This window comes from Massilia sp. MP_M2 (assembly GCF_039123635.1).
In the GTDB taxonomy this organism is placed as follows: Bacteria; Pseudomonadota; Gammaproteobacteria; order Burkholderiales; family Burkholderiaceae_D; genus Telluria.
In genome coordinates, this window is record NZ_JBCHJF010000008.1 from 209,297 (window position 1) to 231,825 (window position 22,529).

General features: G+C 64.1%; 25 protein-coding genes. 19 read left to right on the plus strand and 6 right to left on the minus strand.

What is annotated here, in order from left to right:
- Nucleotides 1-157 precede the first annotated feature (157 nt).
- From RCH14_RS17530 to RCH14_RS17565, 8 genes are all read left to right on the plus strand, one after another.
- On the plus strand, nucleotides 158-1,090 hold the full coding sequence (locus tag RCH14_RS17530) for an agglutinin biogenesis protein MshI (RefSeq protein ID WP_343027384.1): 933 nt from the start codon (nucleotides 158-160) through the stop codon (nucleotides 1,088-1,090).
- A complete protein-coding gene (locus RCH14_RS17535; RefSeq protein WP_343027385.1) occupies nucleotides 1,087-1,746 on the plus strand; it encodes a PilN domain-containing protein in 660 nt (219 codons plus the stop codon). Before RCH14_RS17530 ends, RCH14_RS17535 begins: the two co-directional genes overlap by 4 nt.
- Entirely contained in the window at nucleotides 1,743-2,480 is a 738-nt protein-coding gene (locus RCH14_RS17540; protein ID WP_343027386.1) for a hypothetical protein, read from the plus strand. The genes RCH14_RS17535 and RCH14_RS17540 overlap by 4 nt, the downstream gene beginning before the upstream one ends.
- Complete coding sequence (locus tag RCH14_RS17545) at nucleotides 2,465-2,827, plus strand: hypothetical protein (protein WP_343027387.1); 363 nt, start codon at nucleotides 2,465-2,467, stop codon at nucleotides 2,825-2,827. Before RCH14_RS17540 ends, RCH14_RS17545 begins: the two co-directional genes overlap by 16 nt.
- A 21-nt stretch (nucleotides 2,828-2,848) precedes the next feature.
- Complete coding sequence (gene mshL, locus RCH14_RS17550; protein ID WP_343027388.1) at nucleotides 2,849-4,678, plus strand: pilus (MSHA type) biogenesis protein MshL; 1,830 nt, start codon at nucleotides 2,849-2,851, stop codon at nucleotides 4,676-4,678.
- The gene (locus RCH14_RS17555; protein WP_343027389.1) at nucleotides 4,678-5,568 is read left to right on the plus strand and encodes an AAA family ATPase; all 891 of its coding nucleotides are present in this window, start codon (nucleotides 4,678-4,680) and stop codon (nucleotides 5,566-5,568) included. Before mshL ends, RCH14_RS17555 begins: the two co-directional genes overlap by 1 nt.
- Nucleotides 5,565-6,641 carry a tetratricopeptide repeat protein gene (locus RCH14_RS17560; protein WP_343027390.1) on the plus strand — a complete coding sequence of 359 codons (1,077 nt, stop codon included), beginning with the start codon at nucleotides 5,565-5,567 and terminating at the stop codon, nucleotides 6,639-6,641. The genes RCH14_RS17555 and RCH14_RS17560 overlap by 4 nt, the downstream gene beginning before the upstream one ends.
- 109 nt (nucleotides 6,642-6,750) lie before the next feature.
- On the plus strand, nucleotides 6,751-8,082 hold the full coding sequence (locus tag RCH14_RS17565; protein WP_343027391.1) for a hemolysin family protein: 1,332 nt from the start codon (nucleotides 6,751-6,753) through the stop codon (nucleotides 8,080-8,082).
- 30 nt (nucleotides 8,083-8,112) lie between these two features.
- Here RCH14_RS17565 and RCH14_RS17570 read toward each other — a convergent pair whose 3' ends face one another.
- Nucleotides 8,113-9,270 (minus strand): pyridoxal phosphate-dependent aminotransferase, encoded by a 1,158-nt coding sequence (locus tag RCH14_RS17570; RefSeq protein WP_343027392.1) that lies wholly within the window; start codon nucleotides 9,268-9,270, stop codon nucleotides 8,113-8,115.
- Between the two features lie 36 nt (nucleotides 9,271-9,306).
- The gene (locus RCH14_RS17575; protein ID WP_343027393.1) at nucleotides 9,307-9,774 is read right to left on the minus strand and encodes a putative toxin-antitoxin system toxin component, PIN family; all 468 of its coding nucleotides are present in this window, start codon (nucleotides 9,772-9,774) and stop codon (nucleotides 9,307-9,309) included.
- A 36-nt stretch (nucleotides 9,775-9,810) separates the two neighbouring features.
- Here RCH14_RS17575 and yaaA point away from each other — a divergent pair, with 36 nt between their 5' ends.
- The gene (yaaA, locus tag RCH14_RS17580) at nucleotides 9,811-10,590 is read left to right on the plus strand and encodes a peroxide stress protein YaaA (RefSeq protein WP_343027451.1); all 780 of its coding nucleotides are present in this window, start codon (nucleotides 9,811-9,813) and stop codon (nucleotides 10,588-10,590) included.
- A gap of 115 nt (nucleotides 10,591-10,705) precedes the next feature.
- On the opposite strand, the gene RCH14_RS17585 is transcribed toward yaaA, so the two are convergent.
- Entirely contained in the window at nucleotides 10,706-11,545 is an 840-nt protein-coding gene (locus tag RCH14_RS17585; RefSeq protein ID WP_343027394.1) for an outer membrane protein assembly factor BamD, read from the minus strand.
- Nucleotides 11,546-11,610: 65 nt separating this feature from the next.
- On the opposite strand from RCH14_RS17585, the gene RCH14_RS17590 reads away from it, so the two are divergent.
- Together RCH14_RS17590 and pgeF are read left to right on the plus strand one after the other, a co-directional pair.
- Nucleotides 11,611-12,708 carry an RluA family pseudouridine synthase gene (locus RCH14_RS17590; protein ID WP_343027395.1) on the plus strand — a complete coding sequence of 366 codons (1,098 nt, stop codon included), beginning with the start codon at nucleotides 11,611-11,613 and terminating at the stop codon, nucleotides 12,706-12,708.
- Nucleotides 12,705-13,490: a peptidoglycan editing factor PgeF gene (gene pgeF / locus RCH14_RS17595; protein WP_343027396.1), complete on the plus strand. Its 786-nt coding sequence runs from the start codon at nucleotides 12,705-12,707 to the stop codon at nucleotides 13,488-13,490. Before RCH14_RS17590 ends, pgeF begins: the two co-directional genes overlap by 4 nt.
- 24 nt (nucleotides 13,491-13,514) lie before the next feature.
- Here pgeF and RCH14_RS17600 read toward each other — a convergent pair whose 3' ends face one another.
- On the minus strand, nucleotides 13,515-13,760 hold the full coding sequence (locus tag RCH14_RS17600; protein ID WP_343027397.1) for a hypothetical protein: 246 nt from the start codon (nucleotides 13,758-13,760) through the stop codon (nucleotides 13,515-13,517).
- A 61-nt stretch (nucleotides 13,761-13,821) separates the two neighbouring features.
- On the opposite strand from RCH14_RS17600, the gene phaC reads away from it, so the two are divergent.
- The 4 genes from phaC (at nucleotide 13,822) to RCH14_RS17620 (ending at nucleotide 19,064) form a co-directional block, all read left to right on the plus strand.
- Nucleotides 13,822-15,582: a class I poly(R)-hydroxyalkanoic acid synthase gene (phaC, locus tag RCH14_RS17605; RefSeq protein ID WP_343027398.1), complete on the plus strand. Its 1,761-nt coding sequence runs from the start codon at nucleotides 13,822-13,824 to the stop codon at nucleotides 15,580-15,582.
- 205 nt (nucleotides 15,583-15,787) lie between these two features.
- Complete coding sequence (gene phaR / locus RCH14_RS17610; protein ID WP_343027399.1) at nucleotides 15,788-16,354, plus strand: polyhydroxyalkanoate synthesis repressor PhaR; 567 nt, start codon at nucleotides 15,788-15,790, stop codon at nucleotides 16,352-16,354.
- Between the two features lie 175 nt (nucleotides 16,355-16,529).
- Nucleotides 16,530-17,891 carry a 30S ribosomal protein S12 methylthiotransferase RimO gene (gene rimO / locus RCH14_RS17615; RefSeq protein ID WP_343027452.1) on the plus strand — a complete coding sequence of 454 codons (1,362 nt, stop codon included), beginning with the start codon at nucleotides 16,530-16,532 and terminating at the stop codon, nucleotides 17,889-17,891.
- A gap of 12 nt (nucleotides 17,892-17,903) precedes the next feature.
- Nucleotides 17,904-19,064, plus strand: coding sequence for a cystathionine beta-lyase (locus RCH14_RS17620; protein WP_343027400.1), 1,161 nt, complete (start codon nucleotides 17,904-17,906; stop codon nucleotides 19,062-19,064).
- Between the two features lie 31 nt (nucleotides 19,065-19,095).
- Here RCH14_RS17620 and RCH14_RS17625 read toward each other — a convergent pair whose 3' ends face one another.
- Together RCH14_RS17625 and trxC are read right to left on the minus strand one after the other, a co-directional pair.
- Complete coding sequence (locus RCH14_RS17625) at nucleotides 19,096-19,458, minus strand: hypothetical protein (RefSeq protein ID WP_343027401.1); 363 nt, start codon at nucleotides 19,456-19,458, stop codon at nucleotides 19,096-19,098.
- Between the two features lie 82 nt (nucleotides 19,459-19,540).
- Complete coding sequence (gene trxC / locus RCH14_RS17630) at nucleotides 19,541-19,978, minus strand: thioredoxin TrxC (RefSeq protein ID WP_343027402.1); 438 nt, start codon at nucleotides 19,976-19,978, stop codon at nucleotides 19,541-19,543.
- A 132-nt stretch (nucleotides 19,979-20,110) separates the two neighbouring features.
- Here trxC and RCH14_RS17635 point away from each other — a divergent pair, with 132 nt between their 5' ends.
- From RCH14_RS17635 to RCH14_RS17650, 4 genes are all read left to right on the plus strand, one after another.
- Nucleotides 20,111-20,917, plus strand: coding sequence for a DUF72 domain-containing protein (locus RCH14_RS17635; RefSeq protein ID WP_343027403.1), 807 nt, complete (start codon nucleotides 20,111-20,113; stop codon nucleotides 20,915-20,917).
- 59 nt (nucleotides 20,918-20,976) lie between these two features.
- Complete coding sequence (locus RCH14_RS17640; RefSeq protein WP_343027453.1) at nucleotides 20,977-21,363, plus strand: hypothetical protein; 387 nt, start codon at nucleotides 20,977-20,979, stop codon at nucleotides 21,361-21,363.
- A 134-nt stretch (nucleotides 21,364-21,497) separates the two neighbouring features.
- Complete coding sequence (locus RCH14_RS17645; protein WP_343027404.1) at nucleotides 21,498-21,839, plus strand: multidrug efflux SMR transporter; 342 nt, start codon at nucleotides 21,498-21,500, stop codon at nucleotides 21,837-21,839.
- Nucleotides 21,840-21,920: 81 nt separating this feature from the next.
- Complete coding sequence (locus tag RCH14_RS17650; protein WP_343027405.1) at nucleotides 21,921-22,496, plus strand: DUF1349 domain-containing protein; 576 nt, start codon at nucleotides 21,921-21,923, stop codon at nucleotides 22,494-22,496.
- The last annotated feature ends 33 nt before the right edge of the window (nucleotides 22,497-22,529 follow it).

Sequence of the window (22,529 nt, forward strand, 5' to 3'; positions counted from 1 at the left end):
CGAGCAGCGCCTATTTTCTTTTTCGGCGCATCTGCGCCACAGTGCGCGCGCTTCTTTGCCGCTACGGCGACATTTTGTGATTCTTTGCGGCACTCTTGTCTATAATCAAGACTTCCGTCGGTATCGACTTACTCTGCGATCAACACTGGCTGTTTGCATGCGTCTGTTTAAAAGAGCGAAGAAAAAGGATGGCTGGCTTGCTGTCGCCATTGGGCGCGACGGCGTCGCGATCACGAGCATCCAGCGTGCGCCCGACGCCAAGCCACTGGTGCGTTTCGCACAATTTTTGCCAGGCAATTCCGGTGTCGAAACCATCGAAAAAGCGGGTCGCGACGGCCAGGCGGGTGTGCGTCACTGCACGACGTTACTGCGTGGCGGTGATTACCAGATTCTCAACGTCGAAGCCCCGAACGTGCCGCGCGATGAAATGAAAACGGCCGTGCGCTGGCGTCTGAAAGATATTCTGGACTTTCCTGCCGCCGAAGCCACCATCGACGTGCTCGATATCGCGCTGGACGCCAACTCGCGCGCGCAGCAATCGGTGTTCGTCATCGCGGCGAAAAACAGCATCATCGCGCCGCGCCAGAAACTGTTTTTGGACGCCAAGGTCGAACTGACCGCGATCGATATCCCTGAAATGGCCCAGCGCAATGTGTCGGCCATGCTGGAGCCGGAAGGCCGCGGCATCGCCATGCTGTCGTTCGGTGACGACGGTGGCCTGTTGACGGTGTCGTACCGCGGCGAGCTGTACCTGTCGCGCCGCTTCGAGGTCACGCTGGCGCAGCTGCTCGAGCCCGACCACGACCGCAAGCACGCGAGCTTCGACAAGATCACGCTCGAACTGCAACGCTCGCTCGACCATTTCGAGCGCCAGTATTCGTTCATCAGCGTCGCCAAGCTCATCCTGGGACCATCGCCCGTAGTCGGGCTGGACGAATACCTGTCGAGCAACCTCTACACCCCGGTCGAAACGCTGAATCTGGCAAGCCTGTTCGACCTCGCGCGCACGCCCGAGCTGGCCGATCTGGGGCAGCAGCAGCGCTTCTTCCTGGCGCTTGGCGCCGCGCTGCGCGACGGGGAGGGCGCATGAGCCAGCAAATCAATCTGTTCAACCCCGCATTCCAGCCGCAAAAACACGTGCTGTCAGCGGCGCAGCTGGCGCTGGCCGCCGGCGTGGTCGTTGTTGGCATCGCAGGGTTGGCGCTGTTGGGGAGCCTGCAGACCGGGCAATTGCAGCAGCAGGCCGATGCCGGTCTGCGTCAACTGGAAGCGCGCCAGGCGCGCGTGGCCGCCGTCAACGCTGAATTTGCGCCGCGCGTGAAGGACGCCACGATGGATGGGCAACTGATCGACGCTGACCGCAAGCTGGTGGCCATGCGCCACATGTCGGGCGCGCTTGCACGGGGCGAACTGGGTGACACGAACGGCTTTGCCGGCTACTTCAAGGCACTCGCGCGTCAGAGCATGCAGGGTTTGTGGCTGACCGGCGTGACGGTCGATGCGGGCGGCGCGCAGATCGGCATTCGCGGGCGCGCGCTCGATCCGGCGCTGGTGCCGGGCTACCTGAATCGCTTGACGAGCGAGCCTTTGATGCAGGGTAAGTCGTTCGCCAGCCTGCAGATCGGCGAAGCGGCGCCGCTGGCGCTGCCGGCAGCGGCGCCCGGCGCGGACGGCCAGGCCGCGACCCGCGCTGCCCCGTATATCGAATTCAGCCTGCAGTCGGTCGCCGCGGAGCCACAGCCATGAGCGCATCGATCAAGCAGCGCGCGCGGCAACTGGCAGCGCGCATGGATGCGCTGTCGCTGCGCGAACGGGGCATGGTGTTCGGCGCCACCGTCGCGGTGCTGGTGTTTGCCGGGCACACCTTGGTGCTGGCGCCGCAGGACGCGCAGCAGGCGGCGCTGCGCACGCAGATCGATCAGCAGCAGGCGGCCATCGCCGCCATCGATGGCGAGATCACGGCCCGCGTGGAGGGTTCGCGGATCGACCCGGACGCCCAGTCACGCTCGCGCCTGAACACGATGCAGCAAGAGATGGGGCAGTTGAGCAGCCAGTTGCTGGCGCTCGAACACGGCCTGGTGCCGCCCGAGCGCATGGCACCACTGGTCGAAGGCATCCTGCGCGCCAACGGCCGCCTCAAGCTCGTCTCGATGCGCACGTTGCCGGCCGAACCGCTGGCCGCGCCTGGCGCTGCGCCAGCGCCTGCAGCCCCGGCCGCCATGGCAGCCGCCGCGACCGCCGCCGGGGCGGGTGTTGCACCTGCAGCGGGCGGCGACATCCCCTTGCTGTACCGGCATGGCGTCGAAGTCACGGTGCGCGGCAATTATCTTGACATGGTCGACTACATGAGCACACTGGATGCGATGCCGACGCGGATGTTCTGGGGCCGTGCCCGGCTCGACGTGGAAACCTACCCGAGCGCGCGCCTGACGCTCACGCTGCATACGCTCAGCCTGGACCGACAATGGATGAAGCTGTGAAACACCTGACCAAGGCATTGCTGGCCTGCCTCGCACTGTGCGCTCTGCCGGCCCTTGCGCAGCCATTGCAGGACCCGACCCGCCCGCCCGCCGGCATGGACCGGATCGCGCTCGATCCGGCAGTGCAAAGCAACGTCCCGCGCCTGCAATCGGTGCTGATCGCGCCGCATGCGGGCGGGCGCCACGTGGCCGTCATCGACGGCGAGACGCTGCGCCTGGGCGAGCGTTACAAGGGCGCACGCATCACCAGCATCAAGCCCGGCGAGGTGGTCCTTGTACGCGGCAACGCGCGCCAGGTGCTGCGCATGGATGCACCGCTGTCCGGCATGACGCCGGTTGCCCGCTAACCGATGAAGTACGTACCCACCATGACACCCAAGTTTGTAATGGCGCCGCGCGCGCTGGCCGTGGCGCTTGCCGTCACCGTGCTCCTTGGCGGCTGCCAGAGCGCGCCGCAGAACACCACCTACGACGCGATCGCGAAAGAGCTGACGAAAGCCGGCACCCAGCAGGGCGCCCGTCCTGCGGTGGACGACGCGGTGGCCAATGCGTTGCTGCCGCCGGCCGCGACGCTGGCCAGCCAGTTGCCGAAAGCCAGGGCCGCGCTGGAAGAGCGCTTCAACGTCGCCTTCAACAACGTGCCGGCGCAGCAGTTCTTCCGCTCGATCGTGGCCGGCACCCGCTACAACATGCTGGTGCACCCCGAGGTGACGGGCAATATCAGCGCCAACCTGAAGGACGTGACGCTGGTCGAAACGCTGGAAGCGGTGCGCGACATGTACGGCTACGATTACAAGATCGACGGCGCCCGCATCGCGATCCGCCCGCTGACGATGCAGACCCGCATGTTCCATGTGAATTACCTGACGGCGCAGCGCAGCGGCACGTCCAACCTGCGCGTGTCGTCGACGTCGGTGGCCGACGCCGGCAATGGCAACAACAATAACAACAACAACAACAGCGGCGGCGGCAACAACGGCGGCCAGAACAACGGCAACCAGAACGGCAACAATAACAATAACAATAATAATAACAACAGCAACGGCCAGACCCAGACCAACAGCACCGACGTGCGTACGCGCTCGGACAACGATTTCTGGGGCGATTTGAAACTGTCGATCGCCGCCATCGTCGGTTCGACCGAAGGCGGCCGCAGCGTCGTCGTCAGTCCGCAATCGGGCGTGCTCGTGATCCGCGCGATGCCGGACGAATTGCGCAACGTCGACGCCTACCTGAAGGCCACCCAGCTGTCGGTCGACCGCCAGGTGATCCTGGAAGCCAAGATCCTCGAGGTGGAACTGAACGACAGCTTCCAGAGCGGCATCAACTGGGCCTCGTTCGCGTCGTTCCGGGGCGCGCACGCCAACCGCGTCTCGGGCGGCATCATCTCGCCCGGCACCAATCTGGCGCCGCTGCCGTACACGGGCGGTCAGCCGGCCCTCATCAGCAACGGCCAGGGCCTCGCGGCCAGCACCGGCTTTTCGTTGTCGAATGCCGCGACGGCGGCCGGTTCGCTGTTTGGGTTTGCGTTCCAGACGAATAACTTCGCGGCGCTGATCACGTTCCTCGAATCGCAAGGCAGCGTGCACGTGCTCTCGAGCCCCCGCATCGCCGCCGTGAACAACCAGAAGGCCGTGCTCAAGATCGGTACCGATGAATTCTTCGTCACCGGCGTGACCAACAACATCACGACCGGCGACAACGGCAGCATCGTCAGCCCGAGCGTCACGGTGCAGCCGTTCTTTTCGGGCGTCGTGCTCGACGTGACGCCGCAGATCGACGCCAACGGCAATATCCTGCTGCACGTGCACCCGTCGGTCAGCCAGGTCACGACCGTCAACAAGGATGTCGACCTGGGTTCGGGCGGCACGCTGCGCCTGCCGCTGGCGGCATCGAGCACGTCGGAACTCGACAGCATCGTGCGCGGCCGCAATGGGCAAGTCGTTGCGATCGGCGGCTTGATGCGCCAGGCGTCCACCGGCGACACCGACCAGCTGCCGGGCGCCGACAAGATTCCGCTCCTGGGTAACCTGTTTCGCAACAAGAACCGGACCAACCAGAAGCGCGAACTGGTGGTCTTGATCAAGCCGACCATCGTCGAAGGCGCCAGCGACTGGAGCGAAGACATGATGGACGCGAGCCGCCGCATCGAGCAGCTCGATCCGCGTAGCCGTGCATCCGGCCGGGGCGGTGACTGATGTACGCGGCGCATTTCGGCCTGCGCGAGCTGCCGTTCGGGATCACGCCGGACACCAGCTTCTTCTTCGGCAGCCCGCGCTCGCAGGAGGCCCTCAACACGCTTCTGGTCGCGGCGCGCAGCGGCGAAGGCTTCATCAAGATCACGGGCGAAGTCGGCACCGGCAAGACGCTCCTGTGCCGCAAGTTCATGGCGACGCTGGGTGAGGGGTTCGTCACGGCCTACATCCCGAACCCGTATCTCGAACCGCGCACCTTGATGCTGGCGCTGGCCGACGAACTGGAGATCGAGCTCGAGCGCGACGTCGACCAGCACCAGCTGCTCAAGGCGATCAATCTGCGCCTGCTGGCGCTGGCCGCGCAGGACCTGCGCGTGGTGCTGTGCCTGGACGAAGCGCAGGCCATCCCCGTCGACAGCCTGGAAGCCCTGCGGCTGCTGACGAACCTCGAAACCGAAAAACGCAAGCTGCTGCAGATTGTCCTGTTCGGGCAGCCCGAACTCAATCGCAAGCTCCAGCTCGATTCGATCCGCCAGCTGGCCCAGCGCATCACGTTCCATTACCACCTGGGCCCGTTGAATCGCGACGATATCGATTTCTACGTGGCGCACCGGCTGCGCGTGGCCGGCTTCACGGGCGCGCGGCTGTTTTCCAGCGCCGCGATCCGCAGCCTGTACAAGGCCAGCGGCGGCGTGCCGCGCCTGGTCAACATCATGGCGCACAAGGCGATGATGCTCAGTTATGGCCAGGGCAAGCAGCAGGTCGCGGGCGGGCACGTCGCGATTGCCGCCCGCGATACCGTGGGCGTGGGCCGCGCGATCCGCCAGTGGCTCACGGGCGGCGCGGTCGTCATTGGCGCCCTCGGTGTGTTTGCCTGGGTAGTGGCGCCATGAGCCTGATTAACAAGATGCTCAAGGACCTCGATGCGCGCGCCGGCCAGCCCGGCGCGGCGCCGCTGCCGGCGGATGTGCGACCGGTAGCTGCACCGGAGCGCCGGGGACCGGTGCTGCGCGCGGCGCTCGTCGGCGGCGCGCTGCTGGCGCTCGGCGCCGGTGTGGTCGGTTGGAAGATGCTGCAGACGCCGCCGACGCCAGCGCCCGCCGTGCTGGCCGCTGCGCCAGTCGCGGCGCGCACGGCGGTATTGGTCGACATGCCGGCGGCAGCGCCGGTGCAGGTTGTTGATGTGGCGCCGGCGGCGCTGGTGCCAAAGCAGATGCCGGCGCCAGAACCGGAGCCGGAGCCGACACCGGCACCGCCGCCGGAGCCGACAACAGCACCGGCCCAAGCAGCCAGGCGTACCGCCCCGGTCGCAACGCCACCAAGCACCAGGCCCGCGCCACGCACGGTGTCCGTGGCCAAGAATGTACCGGCTGCGCCAGCTGCCGGTCGCACCGACACGCCGGCGCAACGGGCCGAAAACGCCTACCGGCGTGCGCTCGGCGTGCTGGAAGACGGCCGCGTGACCGAGGCCATCGCCACGCTGCAGGCGGCTCTGCAGATCGATCCACGCCACGAAGCAGCGCGCCAGACGCTGGTGGGCCTGCTGATCGAAGCGGGCCGTCCGGACGATGCGATGCGCCAGTTGCAGGCGGCGCTCGCGCTCGACGCGCGTCAGCCGGCACTGGCGATGCTGCTGGCACGCCTGCAGCTCGAACGGGGCGGGCCCGCCATCGATACCTTGACGCGCACGCTGCCCTATGCCGCCGGCAATGGCGAGTACCACGCATTTCTGGCCGGCGTGCTGCAGCGCGAAGGACGCACACGTGAAGCGGCCGAACATTACCAGGCCGCGCTCAAGCGCTCGCCTGGCAATGGCGTCTGGTGGATGGGCCTGGGCATCGCGCTGCAGGCCGACAAGCGCGATGCCGAAAGCCGCGCCGCGTTTGCGCAGGCCGAGGCCAGCGGCACGCTCTCGCCGGAACTCCAGGCCTTTGTGGCGCGCCGGTTGGGACAACTCGGTCGTTGAGGACGCCGCCGGGGAGGGCGGGCATGGTAAAGTGTCATGCCTGCGCGGGTACCCCTGCGCAGTTCCCCGGTCAACGAGCGTGACCCAATAACAGTACCCCGGGTGTCCCATGAACTTGTTCGAACATTTGGCCTTGCTGGCCGTGCTGGTGCTTGCGGCGGGCTTCCTGTCGCTCACCGAAATCTCGCTGGCAGGCGCCCGCAAAATCAAACTCAAATTGCTGGCCGAGGCGGGCGACGACCGTGCCCGCAAGGTCATGGCGCTGCAGGCGCATTCGGCCGACTTCTTCGCCGCCTCGCAGCTTGGCCTGAACGCCATTGCCATCCTTGGCGGTATTCTGGGCGAAGGCGCATTGCGTCCGTTCTTCCTCGAGTGGCTGTCCATGTTCTACGCGGGCCCGGGTCGCGACAACATCGCCTTCACGCTGTCGTTCGTGTTCGTCACCACGTTGTTCGTGCTGTTTTCGGACCTGATGCCCAAGCGCCTGGCCTTGATTTCGCCCGAGACGACGGCGATGGCGGTGATCCGCCCGGTGCTGTTCGTCATTCGCCTGTTCAAGCCGTTTTCGTGGACGCTCAACGTGATCGCCAACGGCTTGTTCAAGCTCTTTGGCATCAACATGACGCGCGAAGACCGCATCACGTTCGATGAAATTTCGGCCGTCGTGGAAGCGGGCGCGCAGGCGGGCGTGCTGCAAAAGCAGGAGCAGCACTTCATCGAGAACGTGTTCGAACTCGAGTCGCGCGCCGTGACGTCGACGATGACGACGCGCGAGAATATCGTGTTCTTCGACCTGACCGAACCCGAAGAAAGCGTGCGCCAGAAGATCGCTGCGCATTCGCTGTCGAAATTCCCCGTCTGCGACGGCGTGATCGACCGCGTGGTCGGCTATGTCGACACGCGCGACATCCTGGTGCGCCTCTTGAACAACCAGTCGCACTTTCACCTGAGCGAATCGACCATCCGCACGGTGCTGATCATCCCCGACAGCCTGACGCTGTCCGAGCTGCTCGATCGTTTCCGGTCCAGCAAGGAGACCTTCGCGGTCGTCATCAACGAATATGCGTTCGTCGTCGGCGTGATCACGCTGTCGGACATCATGGTGACCGTCATGGGGCGTTGGGGCAGCCCGCTGGAAGCCGACCAGCAAACGATGCAGCGCGAAGACGGTTCGTGGCTGATTGACGGTAGTACCCCGGTGGCTGAAATGAAGCGCGTGATCGACCTGCAGTCACTGCCCGAAGAAGAGCGCTACGAAACGGCGGCCGGCTTCATGATGTTCATGCTGCGCAAGGTGCCCAAGCAGACCGACAGCGTCGAGTACGAAGGCATGCGCTTCGAGGTGCTCGACGTCGACCATCACCGGATCGACCAGATACTGGTCAAGCGCCTGGACCCTGACCAGAAGGCGCTCGGGGCGGCGACGCCTGCCGCCCACTAGGTACCGATGACACTGCGCTGACAACTGAGCTTACAAGCGCGCGAGACGCTCCAGCGCAAGCTGCAGCGTCTCGTCTTTTTTCGCAAAGCAGAAACGCACCACGTGCGACTCCTTCGGCTGGCTGTAGAACGCCGAGACGGGAATGGCGGCCACCTTGATCTCGCGGGTCAGCCATTCGGCGAAGTCCGCTTCGCCCAAGTCCGAGATCGCGTCGTAGCGCACGCACTGGAAGTAGGTGCCGTCCGACGGCAAGAGCGTAAAGCGTGAGTTGGCCAGGCTCGAGCGAAACAGGTCGCGCTTGGCCTGGTAGAACGCCGGCAGGTCGCGCCACGGGGCCGGGTCCTGCAGGTAGGCGGCAATCGCATGCTGCATCGGCGCGTTGACGCAAAAGACGTTGTACTGGTGGACCTTGCGAAACTCGACCATCAAGGCGGCCGGCGCGGCCACGTAGCCGATCTTCCAGCCGGTGACGTGGAAGGTCTTGCCAAAGCTCGATACGACGAATGCGCGTTCGGCCAGGGCCGGATGGCGCGCCACCGACGCATGCGGCTCGCCGTCGAACACCATGTGTTCGTAGACTTCGTCCGACAGCACCAGGATCTGCGTGTCCTGCACGATTGTCACCAGGGCGTCGAGATCGGCCTGGCGCAGGATGGTGCCGGTGGGGTTGTGCGGGGTGTTGATGACGACCATGCGCGTGCGCGGCGTGACCGCTGCCCGCACGTCGTCCCACGCCACGCGGTAGCCATCGGCGTCCAGCCGCATCGTCACCGGCACCACGACGCCGCCTGCCAGCGCAATGGCCGGCGCATAGCAGTCGTAGGCCGGCTCGATGACGATGACCTCGTCGCCCGGATGCACGACGGCCAGGATCGCCGACTGGATGGCCTGGCTGGCGCCGGCGGTGACGGTGATTTCGGCATTCGCATCGTAGCGATGGCCGTAGGTGGTTTCGATCTTGGCCGCGATCGCCCCGCGCAGCGCTGGCAGGCCGGTCATCGGCGGATACTGGTTATGCCCGGCGCGCATGGCGTCGGTCACCAGGTCGACCAGCGCCGGGTCGCACGCAAAATCGGGGAAGCCCTGGCCCAGGTTGACGGCGCCATGGTCAATGGCCAGCTGCGACATGCGGGTAAACACGGTGGTGCCGACGTGCGGCAGGCGGGAGACCAGCGGTGAAAGGCTCATGAATGCATCCTGATCGACAGCAAGTGGGGTAAAGCCTTATTTTAGCGCGCCTTCGGCCCTGGTCTGGCGCCACGTGGCGATCCACGCTTCGGGCAGCATGATGCGAAACAGGCCCGCCTGCGCCGTCTTGCGTCCGAGCTTGAGCAGCGCCTTGTCCTTGCTGATCAACATTGACGCGCCGGCGTCGCGCGCGAGTTCCAGGAATTTCTGGTCGTCGCGGTCGGTGCACACGGGAAGGCGGATCGCTTTCGAATCGACGGCAACCACGCGCAGCAGGGCGTCGAAGCGCGCGGCCGCTGCCAGGCGGCTGTCGTCGTCCAGCGGCAGGTGCTTGTAGTGCAGCACCGCCAGGTATTCGTCGCGGCAGTCGGCGCGCGTGATGGCGTCGATTGCGCGCGCCTCGATGGCGGCAAGCAGGTCGGCCCAGCGCGGATCGTGGAACACGAACAGGTCGAGCAGCACATTGGTGTCGATGACGATGGGTTGGGCTGGAGCGGTTATCATGTCGGTTGTCTATTGATGAAAAAGTTTCGTACGGCCATGCTGATTGTCCTGTCTCCCGCCAAGTCCCTCGATCTCGAATCGCCCTTGACCACGCCGCACCAGTCCACGCCCGACTTCATTGCCCACGCGGGCGAACTGATCGAGGTTTTGCGTGGCCATTCGCCCGCATCGATCAGCGAATTGATGGACCTGTCCGATGCGCTGTCGATGCTCAACGTCGTGCGTTATGCCCACTGGGACGCCGATCATGCCGAAGCGCGACCGGCCATCATGTCGTTCAATGGCGACGTCTACACCGGGTTCGACGCGCGCACGCTGACGGCCGATGCGCTGACCTTCGCCCAGCGCCACGTGCGCATCCTGTCGGGCCTGTACGGCGTGCTGCGCCCGCTCGACCAGATGCATCCGTATCGACTGGAAATGGGCACCCGGCTGGCCACCCCGCGCGGCAAGGACCTGTATGCGTTCTGGGGCGAGACGATCACCAGGGCCCTGAACCGGCAACTGGCCGAGACCGGCTCGACGGCGCTGGTGAATCTGGCCTCGACCGAGTACTTCAAGTCGGTCAAGCCCAAGCTGCTGAGCGCGCCCGTCATCGAACCCGTGTTCCAGGACTGGAAGAACGGCAACTACAAGATCATCTCGTTCTACGCCAAGCGGGCGCGCGGAATGATGGCGCGCTACGCCACCGAGAACGGCGTCACCGATCCCGAGGGGCTCAAGGCCTTCGATGTCGACGGCTACGCGTTCGAGCCGGCAGCATCGAGCGAGCGATCGTGGGTATTCCGGCGCCGCATCGCCGACGCTATCGGGTAAACGTCGTAGGGTGGGCGGGTATCCCGCCCACGCGTTCAAATCGCCTTTGCCTATTCCGGGCCGAGGTTTGAACGCGTGGACGGCATAGCCGTCCACCCTACGTGCTTGTTGCTGCTTACTGCACCGCATCCTTCGGCGACGCCTTGGCGCCACCTTTGGACCAGAACTTCCACCACGGCGCATCGCCGCGTGCGTTCGGATTCAGGAAGTAGCTGTCGGGATAGTTCAGCGCGAATACACGCTGCGTATCGTCGCGCAGCAGCGGCATGCCGAGCTTGTCGTACGAGCGGATCATGATGAACAGCGCTTCTTCGCGCGCCGGGGCATCGGTGTAGTTGGTCACCGCATCCTGGGCACGATTGAGCGCCGCCAGGTACGAGCCGCGGCGGTAGTAGTAATTCGCCACGTGCACTTCGTACTGGGCCATCGCATTGATCAGATAGCTCATGCGCTCGGTGGCGTCAGCCGCGTACTTGCTGTTCGGGTACTTGTCGACCAGCGCCTTGAACGCGGCGAACGCTTCACGCGTTGCACGCGGATCGCGCTCGGTCGGATCCTGCGAGTACACGAAGCTGAAGAACCCGAGCTGATCGTTGAAATTGATCAGGCCACGCAGGTAGTACATGTAGTCGACCTGGGGGTGGTTCGGGTGCAGCTTGATGAAGCGCTCGACCGCTGCCAGCGCTTGCGCCTGGTCAGCCGACTTGTAGTGGGCATACGCCACTTCCATCTGCGCTTGTGTTGCGTAGACGCCGAATGGGAAGTTGGTTTCGAGCCGCTGGAACAACGGGATTGCGGCTTCATAGTGCCCACCTGCCATCTCTTCGCGCGCCTCAGCGTATAATTTCTCCGCCGACCAGTTTTTGGACTCGTCCTTGGCCTTTGGCAGCATACTGCATGCCGACAGACCGACGAGGGCGCAAGTAGCGACCAACACAGACAATTTTTTTTGCATAGCTTTTTGCAAGAAATGTTTTACCTAGATTCAACGAACGGCTGATTATAGCCGATGGGACTCACGTGATATTAACTCCTGCGCCGAATCCGGCGGATTTACCGATTGACCCTGATTTTGACGATGAACTGGAGATCGGGTTCGTCCCGTTGCCAGGCACCGATCTGTCGCCCATTACCCTTGCGCTGCAAGAGGAACACTGCGGCCAGCGCCTCGACAAGGTCGTGGCTGGCCTCGTGCCCCAGTTCTCGCGCAGCCGCCTGCAGCAATGGTTCGACAGCGGCCACATCACGGTTGACGGCAAACCGGCCCGGGGCAAGGACACGGCCTATGGCGACGAAGCCATTGTAGTCGTGCCACAAGCTGCGCCTGAAGACACGGCGTTCGCGCCGGAAGCGATGGAACTGACCATCGTGTATGAAGACGACGACATCATGGTCGTCAACAAGCCGGCTGGCCTCGTCGTGCACCCGGGTTCGGGCAACTGGACCGGCACGCTGCTCAACGGCCTGCTGCATCATTGCCCGCAACTGGTCGGCGTGCCGCGCGCCGGCATCGTCCACCGTCTCGACAAGGATACCAGTGGCCTGATGGTGGTCGGCAAAACGCTCGCCGCGCAGACCGACCTCGTGCGCCAACTGCAGGCGCGCACCGTCAAGCGCGAATACTTCGCGCTGGTGTGGGGTACACCACGCCTGTCGGGCACGATCGACAGCCCGATGGGGCGCGATGCAAAAGACCGCGTCAAGATGGCGGTCTCGAGCAGCCCGTTCGCCAAGCCGGCGATCACCCATTACGAGCGCGTCATTTCGGGCGAGCTCGATCGGCGTCCGGTCACGCTGGTGCGCTGCCGTCTTGAAACGGGCCGCACCCACCAGATTCGCGTGCACATGCAGTCGCTGGGCTTCTCGCTCGTCGGCGACGCCGTCTACGGCAAGCGTCACCTGACGCCGGTGTTCCCACGCCAGGCGCTGCAGGCGCGCCGCTTGGGACTCGTGCATCCCGCGACCGGCGAGCAATGCGAATGGACGGTGCCGCTGGCCGACGATTTCGCCGAGCTGATCGCACGCGCGGGTATCGAAGAGCCGGAGCTGGGCGAGTTCGGCACGGCGATCGAGGCCGCGCCAGACGACGACCACGGCGTCGTCACTTACCGCGTATGAGCGCGTTGCCGCGGTCGGCGCTGGTCTGGCCCGAGTGGCCGGATTTGCCGGCAACCGTCGGCGCGCTGGCGACCAGCCGTGAAGGCGGCGTCTCCGTTGGTCCTTACGACGACGGCAAGGGTGGCGGGGGCCTGAATCTGGGCTCGCACGTCAGCGACAAGCCAGACGCCGTCGCCGCCAACCGCGCCTTGTTGCAAGGCTGGTTGCCGGGCCGCCCGGCCTGGATCGCCCAGGTGCACGGTGCCGACGTCGTCGATGCCGGCACCGTGGGCCCCGACCAGCCGGTGCGCACGGGCGACGCCAGCATCGCCACGACCCCTGGCATCGTGTGCGCCATCCTCACTGCCGATTGTCTGCCGGTGCTGTTTGCCGACTTGGACGGCAAGGTGGTGGGCGCGGCGCACGCCGGCTGGCGCGGCCTGGCCGGCGGCGTGTTGGGCGCCACTGTGCGCGCGATGCGCGCGGCCGGCGCAGGCGAGATCACCGCGTGGCTGGGGCCGGCAATCGGTCCCGCCGCGTTCGAGGTCGGCGACGACGTGGTGGCTGCATTTGCCGCGGCGCTGCCGGGCGACGCAACACGTGCCTGCTTTTCTGCCTATCCGGGGCGCTCCGGCAAATACCTGGCCGATATGTTCATGCTGGCCCGCTTGACACTCGCGCGCGACGGGGTCGAACGCGTGCATGGTGGCGGACTCTGTACAGCCAGTGCGCCCGAGCGCTTGTATTCCTATCGCCGCGATGGCGTGACGGGCCGCCAGGCCAGCGTTATCTGGCGCAAATAGACCCGGCGCACGATGCGGTACGGCTCAGTCGCCGTCACCGCCCCCGTCGTCCATGTCTTGTGCGGGCGACTCGCGCCGTGCATCCGCGTTCTTGCGCGGCGGCGGCGTTTGGCTGCGCCGCCGGCGCCGTTTTGCGCCAGTGATATAAAAAAGTATGGATAATGGCAGTGCGCAATAAAACACGAACGTCATGATGCCGGCCACGACGGTCGGTTCGGTCGCTGCCATGAGCACGACCACGTATATCCAGGCGATGGCAACGATCCACATGCTGTAGTTCCTGGTTGTAGTTCCTGGTTGAAGAGACGCGATTCTAACAACGGATGCCCACATGAACATGCCTGATCCACAAGCGCTTGCCGCCGCCTGGTTGTCCCAATGGTCCGATCCCGCCGCCTGGCAACCCTGGATGACGATGATGTCCACCATGCCAGCGGTGCCCCCGATGCCAGCCCCGGGCGGCGCCGGTGGGCTGGCCGGCTTCCTGAAAGATGCCGGCGCCAGCATCGACACGGCGCGCATGGAAGCGATCCGCGACGATTATCTCAAGAAAGCAACTCAGCTGTGGCAAGACGTGATGCTGGGCAAGACGCCCGAGCTGAGCGACCGGCGCTTTGCGGCCGCTGAATGGCGCGGCAATCCGCTGTCGGCATTCTCGGCCGCGTCGTACCTGCTCAACGCCGAATGCATGATGGCCATGGCCGATGCGGTCGAGGTCGGCCCGCGCGAGCGCCAGAAGCTGCGCTTTTCGGTGCAGCAAATGATCGACGCCATGTCGCCGGCCAACTTCCTGGCGACCAATCCGGAAGCGCAGCAGCAGATGATCGAGACCCAGGGCGAAAGCCTGACCAAGGGCTTGACCAATATGCTGACCGACCTGCAGAAGGGCCGTATTTCGCAATCGGACGAAACGGCCTTCGAAGTTGGCCGCAATGTCGGCAACACGGCCGGTCAGGTCGTGTTCGAAAACGCGCTGTTCCAGCTGATCCAGTACACGCCCGTTACGCCGAACGTGCACAGCGTGCCGCTGGTGATGATCCCGCCGTGCATCAACAAGTTCTACATCCTTGACCTGCAACCCGAAAATTCGCTGGTGCGCTACGTGGTGGCGCAGGGCCATACCGTCTTCATGGTGTCCTGGCGTAATCCGGACCGCAGCCAGTCGCATCTACGCTGGGACGATTACGTCGAAGACGGCGCGATCCGCGCGCTCGATGTCGTGGCCGAGATCAGCGGGCAAGAAAAAGCGCACGTGTTCGGCTTTTGCGTTGGCGGCACCATCGCTGCCACGGCGCTGGCCGTGCTGGCCGCGCGCGGGCGCCAGCCGGCTGCCAGCCTGTCGCTGCTGACCACGCTGCTGGACTTTTCCGACGCTGGCGTGCTCGAGGTGTTCATCGACGAAACCCAGGTGGCGCTGCGCGAGCAGAAGCTCGCTGCTGGCGGCCTGATGCCGGGCCGCGACCTGGCCACAACGTTCTCGTCGCTGCGTCCTAACGACCTGGTCTGGAACTATGTCCAGCAGAACTACCTGAAGGGCAAGGAGCCGCCGGCGTTCGATTTGCTGTACTGGAACGCCGACAGCACCAATCTGCCAGGCCCGATGTTCTGCTGGTACTTGCGCAATATGTACCTTGAGAACAAGCTGAAGCAGCCGGGCGCGCTGACGGTGTGCGGCGTACCGGTCGACCTGGGCGCCATCGACGCGCCGGTGTTCGTCTACGGCTCGAAGGAGGACCATATCGTGCCGTGGACGGCAGCATTTGCCTCGATGCAGCTGCTCAATCCCCGCAACCCGAAAGCGAACCGCTTCGTGCTGGGCGCCTCGGGCCACATCGCCGGCGTCATCAATCCGGCCTCGAAAAACAAGCGCAGTCACTGGATCAACGACAAGGGCGGCAAGTCGCGCCCGAAGACGGATAGCGCCTGGCTCGAGAGTGCTGCGGAGCACAAAGGCAGCTGGTGGCCGGCGTGGGCCAACTTCCTGGCCGAGCACGGCGGCGCGCAGGTGCCGGCCCCTGGCGCCGCCGGCAGCAGCGACTTTCCACCATCCGAGCCAGCGCCAGGGCGCTATGTGCAGGTCAGGGGCGACTAGCCGACAACCGCATGTATTGACAGAAAAGCCATACTTGTGATGCATCTGGTAATTGCTGCAACTGCCACAATTGCGTGGTAAGGTGTCTGGCGTCCCCCACGGTCGATTTGGCCGTGGCAAGGGCGGAGACGAGCCGGCCACGCCGGGCAAAATAATCATAAAGTGCGCGGCTCTCGAAGCGGCGACGCAAACCATGGAAACAGAGATGAGCAGTGTGAAGAAGAGTGCAGAACGCCTGATCAAGAAATACCCGAACCGTCGCCTGTACGACACGCAGACCAGTTCCTACATCACGTTGTCTGACGTGAAACAGCTGGTGCTCGACGCCGACGACTTCACGGTGGTCGACGCCAAAAGCAGCGAAGACCTGACTCGCGCGATCCTGCTCCAGATCATCCTTGAAGAAGAAGCGAACGGCGCGCCGATGTTCTCGAGCTCGGTGCTGGCGCAAATCATCCGCTACTACGGCCACGCGATGCAGGGCATGATGGGGTCGTACCTGGAAAAGAACGTCCAGGCTTTTACCGACATCCAGCACAAATTCACCAGCAACGCCACCGGCGCGGTCGAGGGCAAGCCATTCAGCCCCGAGATGTGGACGCAATTCATGAACGTCCAGGGCCCGATGATGCAGGGCATGATGAACAACTACATCGACCAGAGCAAGAACCTGTTCATCCAGATGCAGGAGCAGATGCAGAGCCAGAGCAAGGCCATGTTCGGCGTGTTCCCATTCCCGGGCATCACCCCGCCGCCGACCGACAAGAAATAAGTCAGCCACTATTCGGGGGGCAGGGCCTCACCTACGAGGCCCGGTTCAGGTACAATCGCGGATTGCCCAAACACTTTGCCGCCCGCCCATGTCTGAACTCCGTCGTACTCCTTCCGCCAACTCGAGCAGCCTGGCTGCTGCAGCCAAGGCACCCGCCGTCATCATTCCGGCGCCGATGCCCGGTGTGATCGCGCCGAAGGTCGGCTTTGTCTCGCTTGGCTGCCCCAAGGCGCTGGTCGATTCTGAACAGATCCTGACCCAGTTGCGCGCCGAAGGCTACCAGACTGCCAACACGTACGACGGGGCGGACCTGGTGATCGTCAACACCTGCGGTTTCATCGACGCCGCCGTGCAGGAGTCGCTCGACGCCATCGGCGAAGCGCTGGCCGAAAACGGCAAGGTCATCGTCACCGGCTGCCTGGGCGCCAAGAAGGATGCCGCGGGCGACGACATCATCACCAAGGTGCACCCGAAGGTGCTGGCCGTGACCGGCCCGCACGCGCTGGCCGAGGTGATGGACTCAGTCCACCTGCACTTGCCGAAGCCGCACGATCCATTCATCGACCTGGTCCCGAACCACGGCGTGAAGCTCACGCCGAAGCACTACGCCTACCTGAAGATTTCCGAAGGCTGCAACCACCGCTGCAGCTTCTGCATCATTCCGTCGATGCGCGGTGATCTGGTCTCGCGCCGCATCGACGAAGTGCTGGTCGAAGCCGAGAACCTGTTCAAGGCGGGCGTCAAGGAACTGCTCGTGATCTCGCAGGACACCAGCGCCTACGGCGTGGACGTCAAGTTCCGCACCGGCTTCTGGAATGGCCGTCCGATCAAGACGCACATGACGCAGCTGGTCGAAGCACTGGGCCAGCTCGCGCGCCAGTACGACGCCTGGGTGCGTCTGCACTACGTCTATCCTTACCCGCACGTCGACCATGCGATCCCGTTCATGGCCGATGGCCACGTGCTGCCGTACCTCGACATCCCGATGCAGCATGCGCACCCGGACGTGCTCAAGCGCATGAAGCGCCCGGCCAGCGGCGAGAAAAACCTCGAGCGCATCCTGAAATGGCGTTCGATGAACCCTGACCTGACGATCCGCTCGACCTTCATCGCGGGTTTCCCGGGTGAGACCGAGGCCGAATTCGAGTACCTGCTCGACTTCCTGAAAGAAGCGCAGATCGACCGCCTGGGATGCTTCGCCTATTCGCCAGTCGACGGCGCGACCGCGAACCTGCTCGAGAACCCGGTGCCCGAAGAAGTGCGTGAAGAGCGCCGCGCGCGCGTCATGCTGCTGCAAGAAGAGATCTCGGCCAAGCGCCTGCAGGCCAAGGTCGGCAAGACGCTGCGCGTCCTGATCGATGAAGTCGGCGCGCGTGAAGCGATCGGCCGCTCGAGCGCCGATGCACCCGAAATCGACGGCGTCGTGCACATCAAGCGGCCGCTCGTGCCAGGCAAGAGCAAACTGGTCGTCGGCCAGTTCGCCGACGTCGTCATCACGAAGGCCGATGCGCACGACTTGTGGGCCAATCCCGTCTAAGCCACTGACTTCATGAGCGCCAAGTCGATCCAGACCACGCTGGTTCATAGCGACTATGTGGCACCGGCGGGGTTCGATGCTTTCCCGCCGGCGACGCACCGAGCGTCGACGGTGCTATTTGCAAACACGGCGGCGATGCGTGCGAGCCAGTGGACAGACAAGACCGCCTATACCTACGGCTTGCACGGCACGCCGACCACGTTCACGCTCGAAGGCAAGCTGGCCGAGATCGAGGGCGGCAACCACTGCCTGCTCACGCCATCGGGCCTGTCTGCGATCGCGATGGTTGACTTCGCGCTGCTCAAAAGCGGCGACGACGTGCTGTTGCCCGAGAATGTCTACAACCCGAACCGCGAACTGGGCCGCTGGCTGTGCGCCGATTTCGGCGTGACTGCGCGCTACTACGATCCGATGATCGGCGCCGGCATTGGCGCGATGATCCAAGCAAACACGAAGCTGCTGTGGACCGAGGCGCCGGGCTCGGTGTCGATGGAAGTGCCCGATCTGCCCGCGCTGTGCCACGCCGCGCACGCGCGGGGCGTGCTCGTCGCGCTCGACAACACGTGGTCGGCGGGGCTGGCCCTGCGCGGTTTTGAGATGGGCGCCGACATTGTCATGCACGCGCTGACCAAGTACCAGTCGGGCGGCGCGGACCTGTTGATGGGCGCCGTGATCACGCGCGACCGGGCGCTGAACGATCGTCTGGCGCTGGCGCACATGCGCCTGGGGCTGGGCGTGAGCCCCGACGATGCCTATCTGGTGCAGCGCGGCTTGCCGACCATGAAGATGCGCTTTGAACGGCATGACGCCAGCGCACGCGAGATTGCCGCCTGGTTCAAGGCGCGGCCCGAAGTTGCCAAGGTGCTGCATCCGGCATTCGAAGATTGCCCGGGCCATGCGTTCTGGCAGCGTGACTTCAAGGGGGCGGGCGGCTTGTTCTCGGTGGTGTTCGACGCGTGCTTTGGCGAAGCGCAGGTCGATCGCATGGTCGATGCGCTGACGCTATTTGGCATCGGCTACAGCTGGGGCGGGCCTAACAGTCTCGTGATGCCGTACCGGGTCAAGAGCTTGCGTGACCGGTGGGACGGCGGGGTGCTGGTGCGCTTCAATGTCGGCCTGGAAGACCCGGCCGACCTGATCGCCGATCTGGCTCAGGCCTTCAGCGCGTTATGAGATGAAAAATGGGGCCGCGGGCCCCATTTCTTTACACCGGCATTGCGCGGTTGTTGTTCAGATCGATGAAGCCGCGGATCAGCCGATAGGCTTTCCAGACCCACACGACGAACCACACCACCCACGCGCCAGGGATGCCGATGATGGTGGCAAACAGCACCGCGCCAACCGCCATCCATACCACGTACCACCAGAATGAGCGGATCATCCACGTGTGATGGCTGTGCACCAGCGTGCCGACCGTGTCTGGGCGCTTCATGTAGTTGACGATCACCGGCACGATCGACAGCATGCCTAGCGAAAAGAAGAACGTCAGCGCATGGATCACATACAGGATGCGTGCCCAGTGCTTGCCGTCTTCGACACTTCGTTCCAGAATCAGTTCTTGCGACATCCCGTCTCCTGTAGCGGGGACCACCCCCTTTGTTGCCATTGTAGCAGCACTATCTGTGGATTTGCCTGCCTTCTCGCGCTACCTAGCCGATGTGCTGGCGCACCCACGCGGACAGGCGCACCGCATCCATCGCGCCGGACTGGCGCGCGACTTCGCGACCGCCCTTGAACAGCGCCAGCGTCGGGATGCTGCGGATCGCAAAGCGCGCCGACAGATCCTGGGCACGCTCGGTATCCACTTTCAGCAGTCGCACTGCCGGCTCGAGTTGGCCGGCCGCCTGCGCATATGCCGGCGCCATCATCTTGCACGGGCCGCACCATTCGGCCCAGAAGTCCACCAGCACAGGGATATCATTGCGGCCGATATGGCGCTCGAAGCGCGCGCTGTCGACGTCCAGCGGACGCCCCGTGAACAGGGGCTGCGTGCATTTGCCGCAGGTCGGCGCGTCCGCGAGGCGCGAGTGCGGCATGCGGTTGACGGCGTCGCAGTGCGGGCAAACGATGTGGGTTGGTTCGGTCATGCTGGCTTCCTTTGGTCGATACGATGTTGTTATTGTAAGCGGCGCCCGGTCTGCACGTCGCCAGCGCTGGCATGCGCCGCGCGCTGCCTTCGCTCGCTGGAATGGCTGCAAAAATACAAATGAGACGATCGTATGCCTGAGCAGAACATGCCCGGCAGCCTGCTGGTCGGCTGCGCCGGCTGGAGCCTTGCAAAAAAGGACTTCGCGGCGTTTCCGGCCGGCGGTAGCCATCTCGAACGCTACGCCGCCGTGTTGCCAGCAGTGGAAATCAATTCGTCGTTCTACCGGCCGCACAAGCCCGATACGTACGCACGCTGGGCTGCCAGCGTGCCCGGGCACTTCCGCTTCTCGGTCAAGGTCCCGCGCGCGATCACGCACGACGCCCGGTTGCGGGATGTCGCCGGGTTGTTGGACCGTTTCCATGACGAAGCCGGCATGCTGGGCGACAAGCTCGGCTGCCTGCTGGTTCAGCTGCCGCCGCGCTTCGGTGTCGATGACGTTCTGGCCCATGCGTTCTTCGGGCAAGTGCGTGAACGATTCGGCTGCAGCATCGCGTTCGAAGCGCGCCACGCGAGCTGGTTTTCCGACGTTGCCACCGCGACGCTGCGCGAGTGCGGCGTGATCCGCGTGATTGCCGACCCTGCCGCCGGCCAGCCGGGGGAACACGTCCCGACGAGCGATGCCGACGTCTATCTGCGCCTGCACGGCGCCCCACGCATCTATTATTCGCGGTATCCGGTTGAAGAGATCGGCCACTGGCGCAGCCGTATCGATCGCGATCGCGCCGCCGGTCGTAACGTGTGGTGCATCTGCGATAACACCGTCGGGGGCGAGGCCATGCCCAATGCGCTTGAACTGATGGGGCAGGATGGTGATGCGCCAGGTATCCGGGGCAGGGTAGAATCAGCAGGTCTCAACGTCAAGGCGCCACCCGCGTGAACTCCCCCATTGCCGGCCAGTCAGCGCCGGCCCCGATTACAGGTCCGCAGCCTGTCGCCGTGCCCCTGCGGGTCGAGTGCCCGCCGGGTGCCTGCGTCTGCGATCGCGCGCGCGTTCTGGCCGACCCGCATCTGGATCAGCGCCCGTTGACGATCACGCGCCAGCATGAACAGAAGCTGATCGAGCGCATCGAGCGCATCGACAGTCACGCCGACCTGCAGCACGTGCAGCAATTGATCCAGAAGAACATCGGCGCGACGCTGCACATCGCGCCAGGGCCGAACGAAGTGCGCAGTGTTCGCGGCATCGTGATCGTGCTCGAAGACCGGCCCGGTCTGTGCAAGAAGGTGCGGCAATCCGTACCGGCGGCAGTGCGGCGCTGCTTGAGCATGCGGCCCGAAATCGCTTGGGCGATTCTCGATGCGCACGATCTGTTTGGCAGTTGAGCGGGAGGCAACGTTCGCAATCAGCGTTAAAATTTATTGGTGAATGGTCTACACTCACGCCCTCAAGGTACCGCTCCAATACATTGCTCACGCTACTCGGTACAAGTGGTCGATGAGCAAATGGAGAGGAATCCATGAATGCGATTTTCATGGCCTGGATCGTTCTGGGCATCAGTGTTATTTCAGAAGTTGCTGGCACGATTGCGCTCAGGCAATCGGCTGGCTTCACCAAGATCGGGCCAGCGCTTCTGGCAGGCTTGTTCTATATCGCAGCGGTCTGGCTCATGGCGATTGCCTTGCGCCAGTTGGAAATGGGTGTAACGTATGCGGTGTGGGCCGCCAGTGGCACTGCCATCACCGCGCTCGTTGGCATCGCGGTCTTTCAAGAGCAGGCTTCGCTCCAGAAGCTGACCGGCATAGCAATCATTCTTGTCGGCGTTCTTGTTCTCAGTATTGAAAGAACTGGCGACGCCTGATCCTTCGGCGAGAGCCGGTGCCCGGCTTACGGGTCCAGTGCTTTGGAGCGAAGCCGCGGCATAGTATGAAAGAGAGTTTATATGTTTGACGAATGCACCTGGCTTCACACGCCACCCGAATCTCAGATCGACCATGACACATTAAAAGTCATCATAGGCGAAAAGACGGATTTCTGGCGCATCACCCAATACGATTTTATTCATGATAACGGGCATTTCTTCGGCAAGCCTGTCGACCATGCATTTACCGCCCAACTGCATGTACGCGCAAACTTTCAGGCGTTGTATGACCAGGCGGGGTTGATGGTGAGGATCGACGAGGCCCACTGGATCAAGATCGGTGCGGAGTTCTCGGACGATCAGCTGATGTTCAGCACCGTGCTGACGGATGAAAAGTCCGACTGGGCCGTAATGCCCGCGTCCTCCGTCAGCGATGGCTTCTGGATTCGCGTGACCATTGCTGCCGGCACTGTCAGGGCGCAGTATTCAGTCGATGGCATCGTGTGGCCCTTGCTACGCCTTGCACCGTTTCCCGTCGCAGATCGCTACCTGGTCGGCCCTATGTGCTGCACGCCGCAACGTAGCGGCCTGGAAGTATTCTTCAGCAAGTTCTCGGTCCAGCCAGCACTGCAGAAAGATCTGCAGGATTTGTCGTAAGCGCAAGGCCGTGGTACAGCCGGGGTCAGGTCT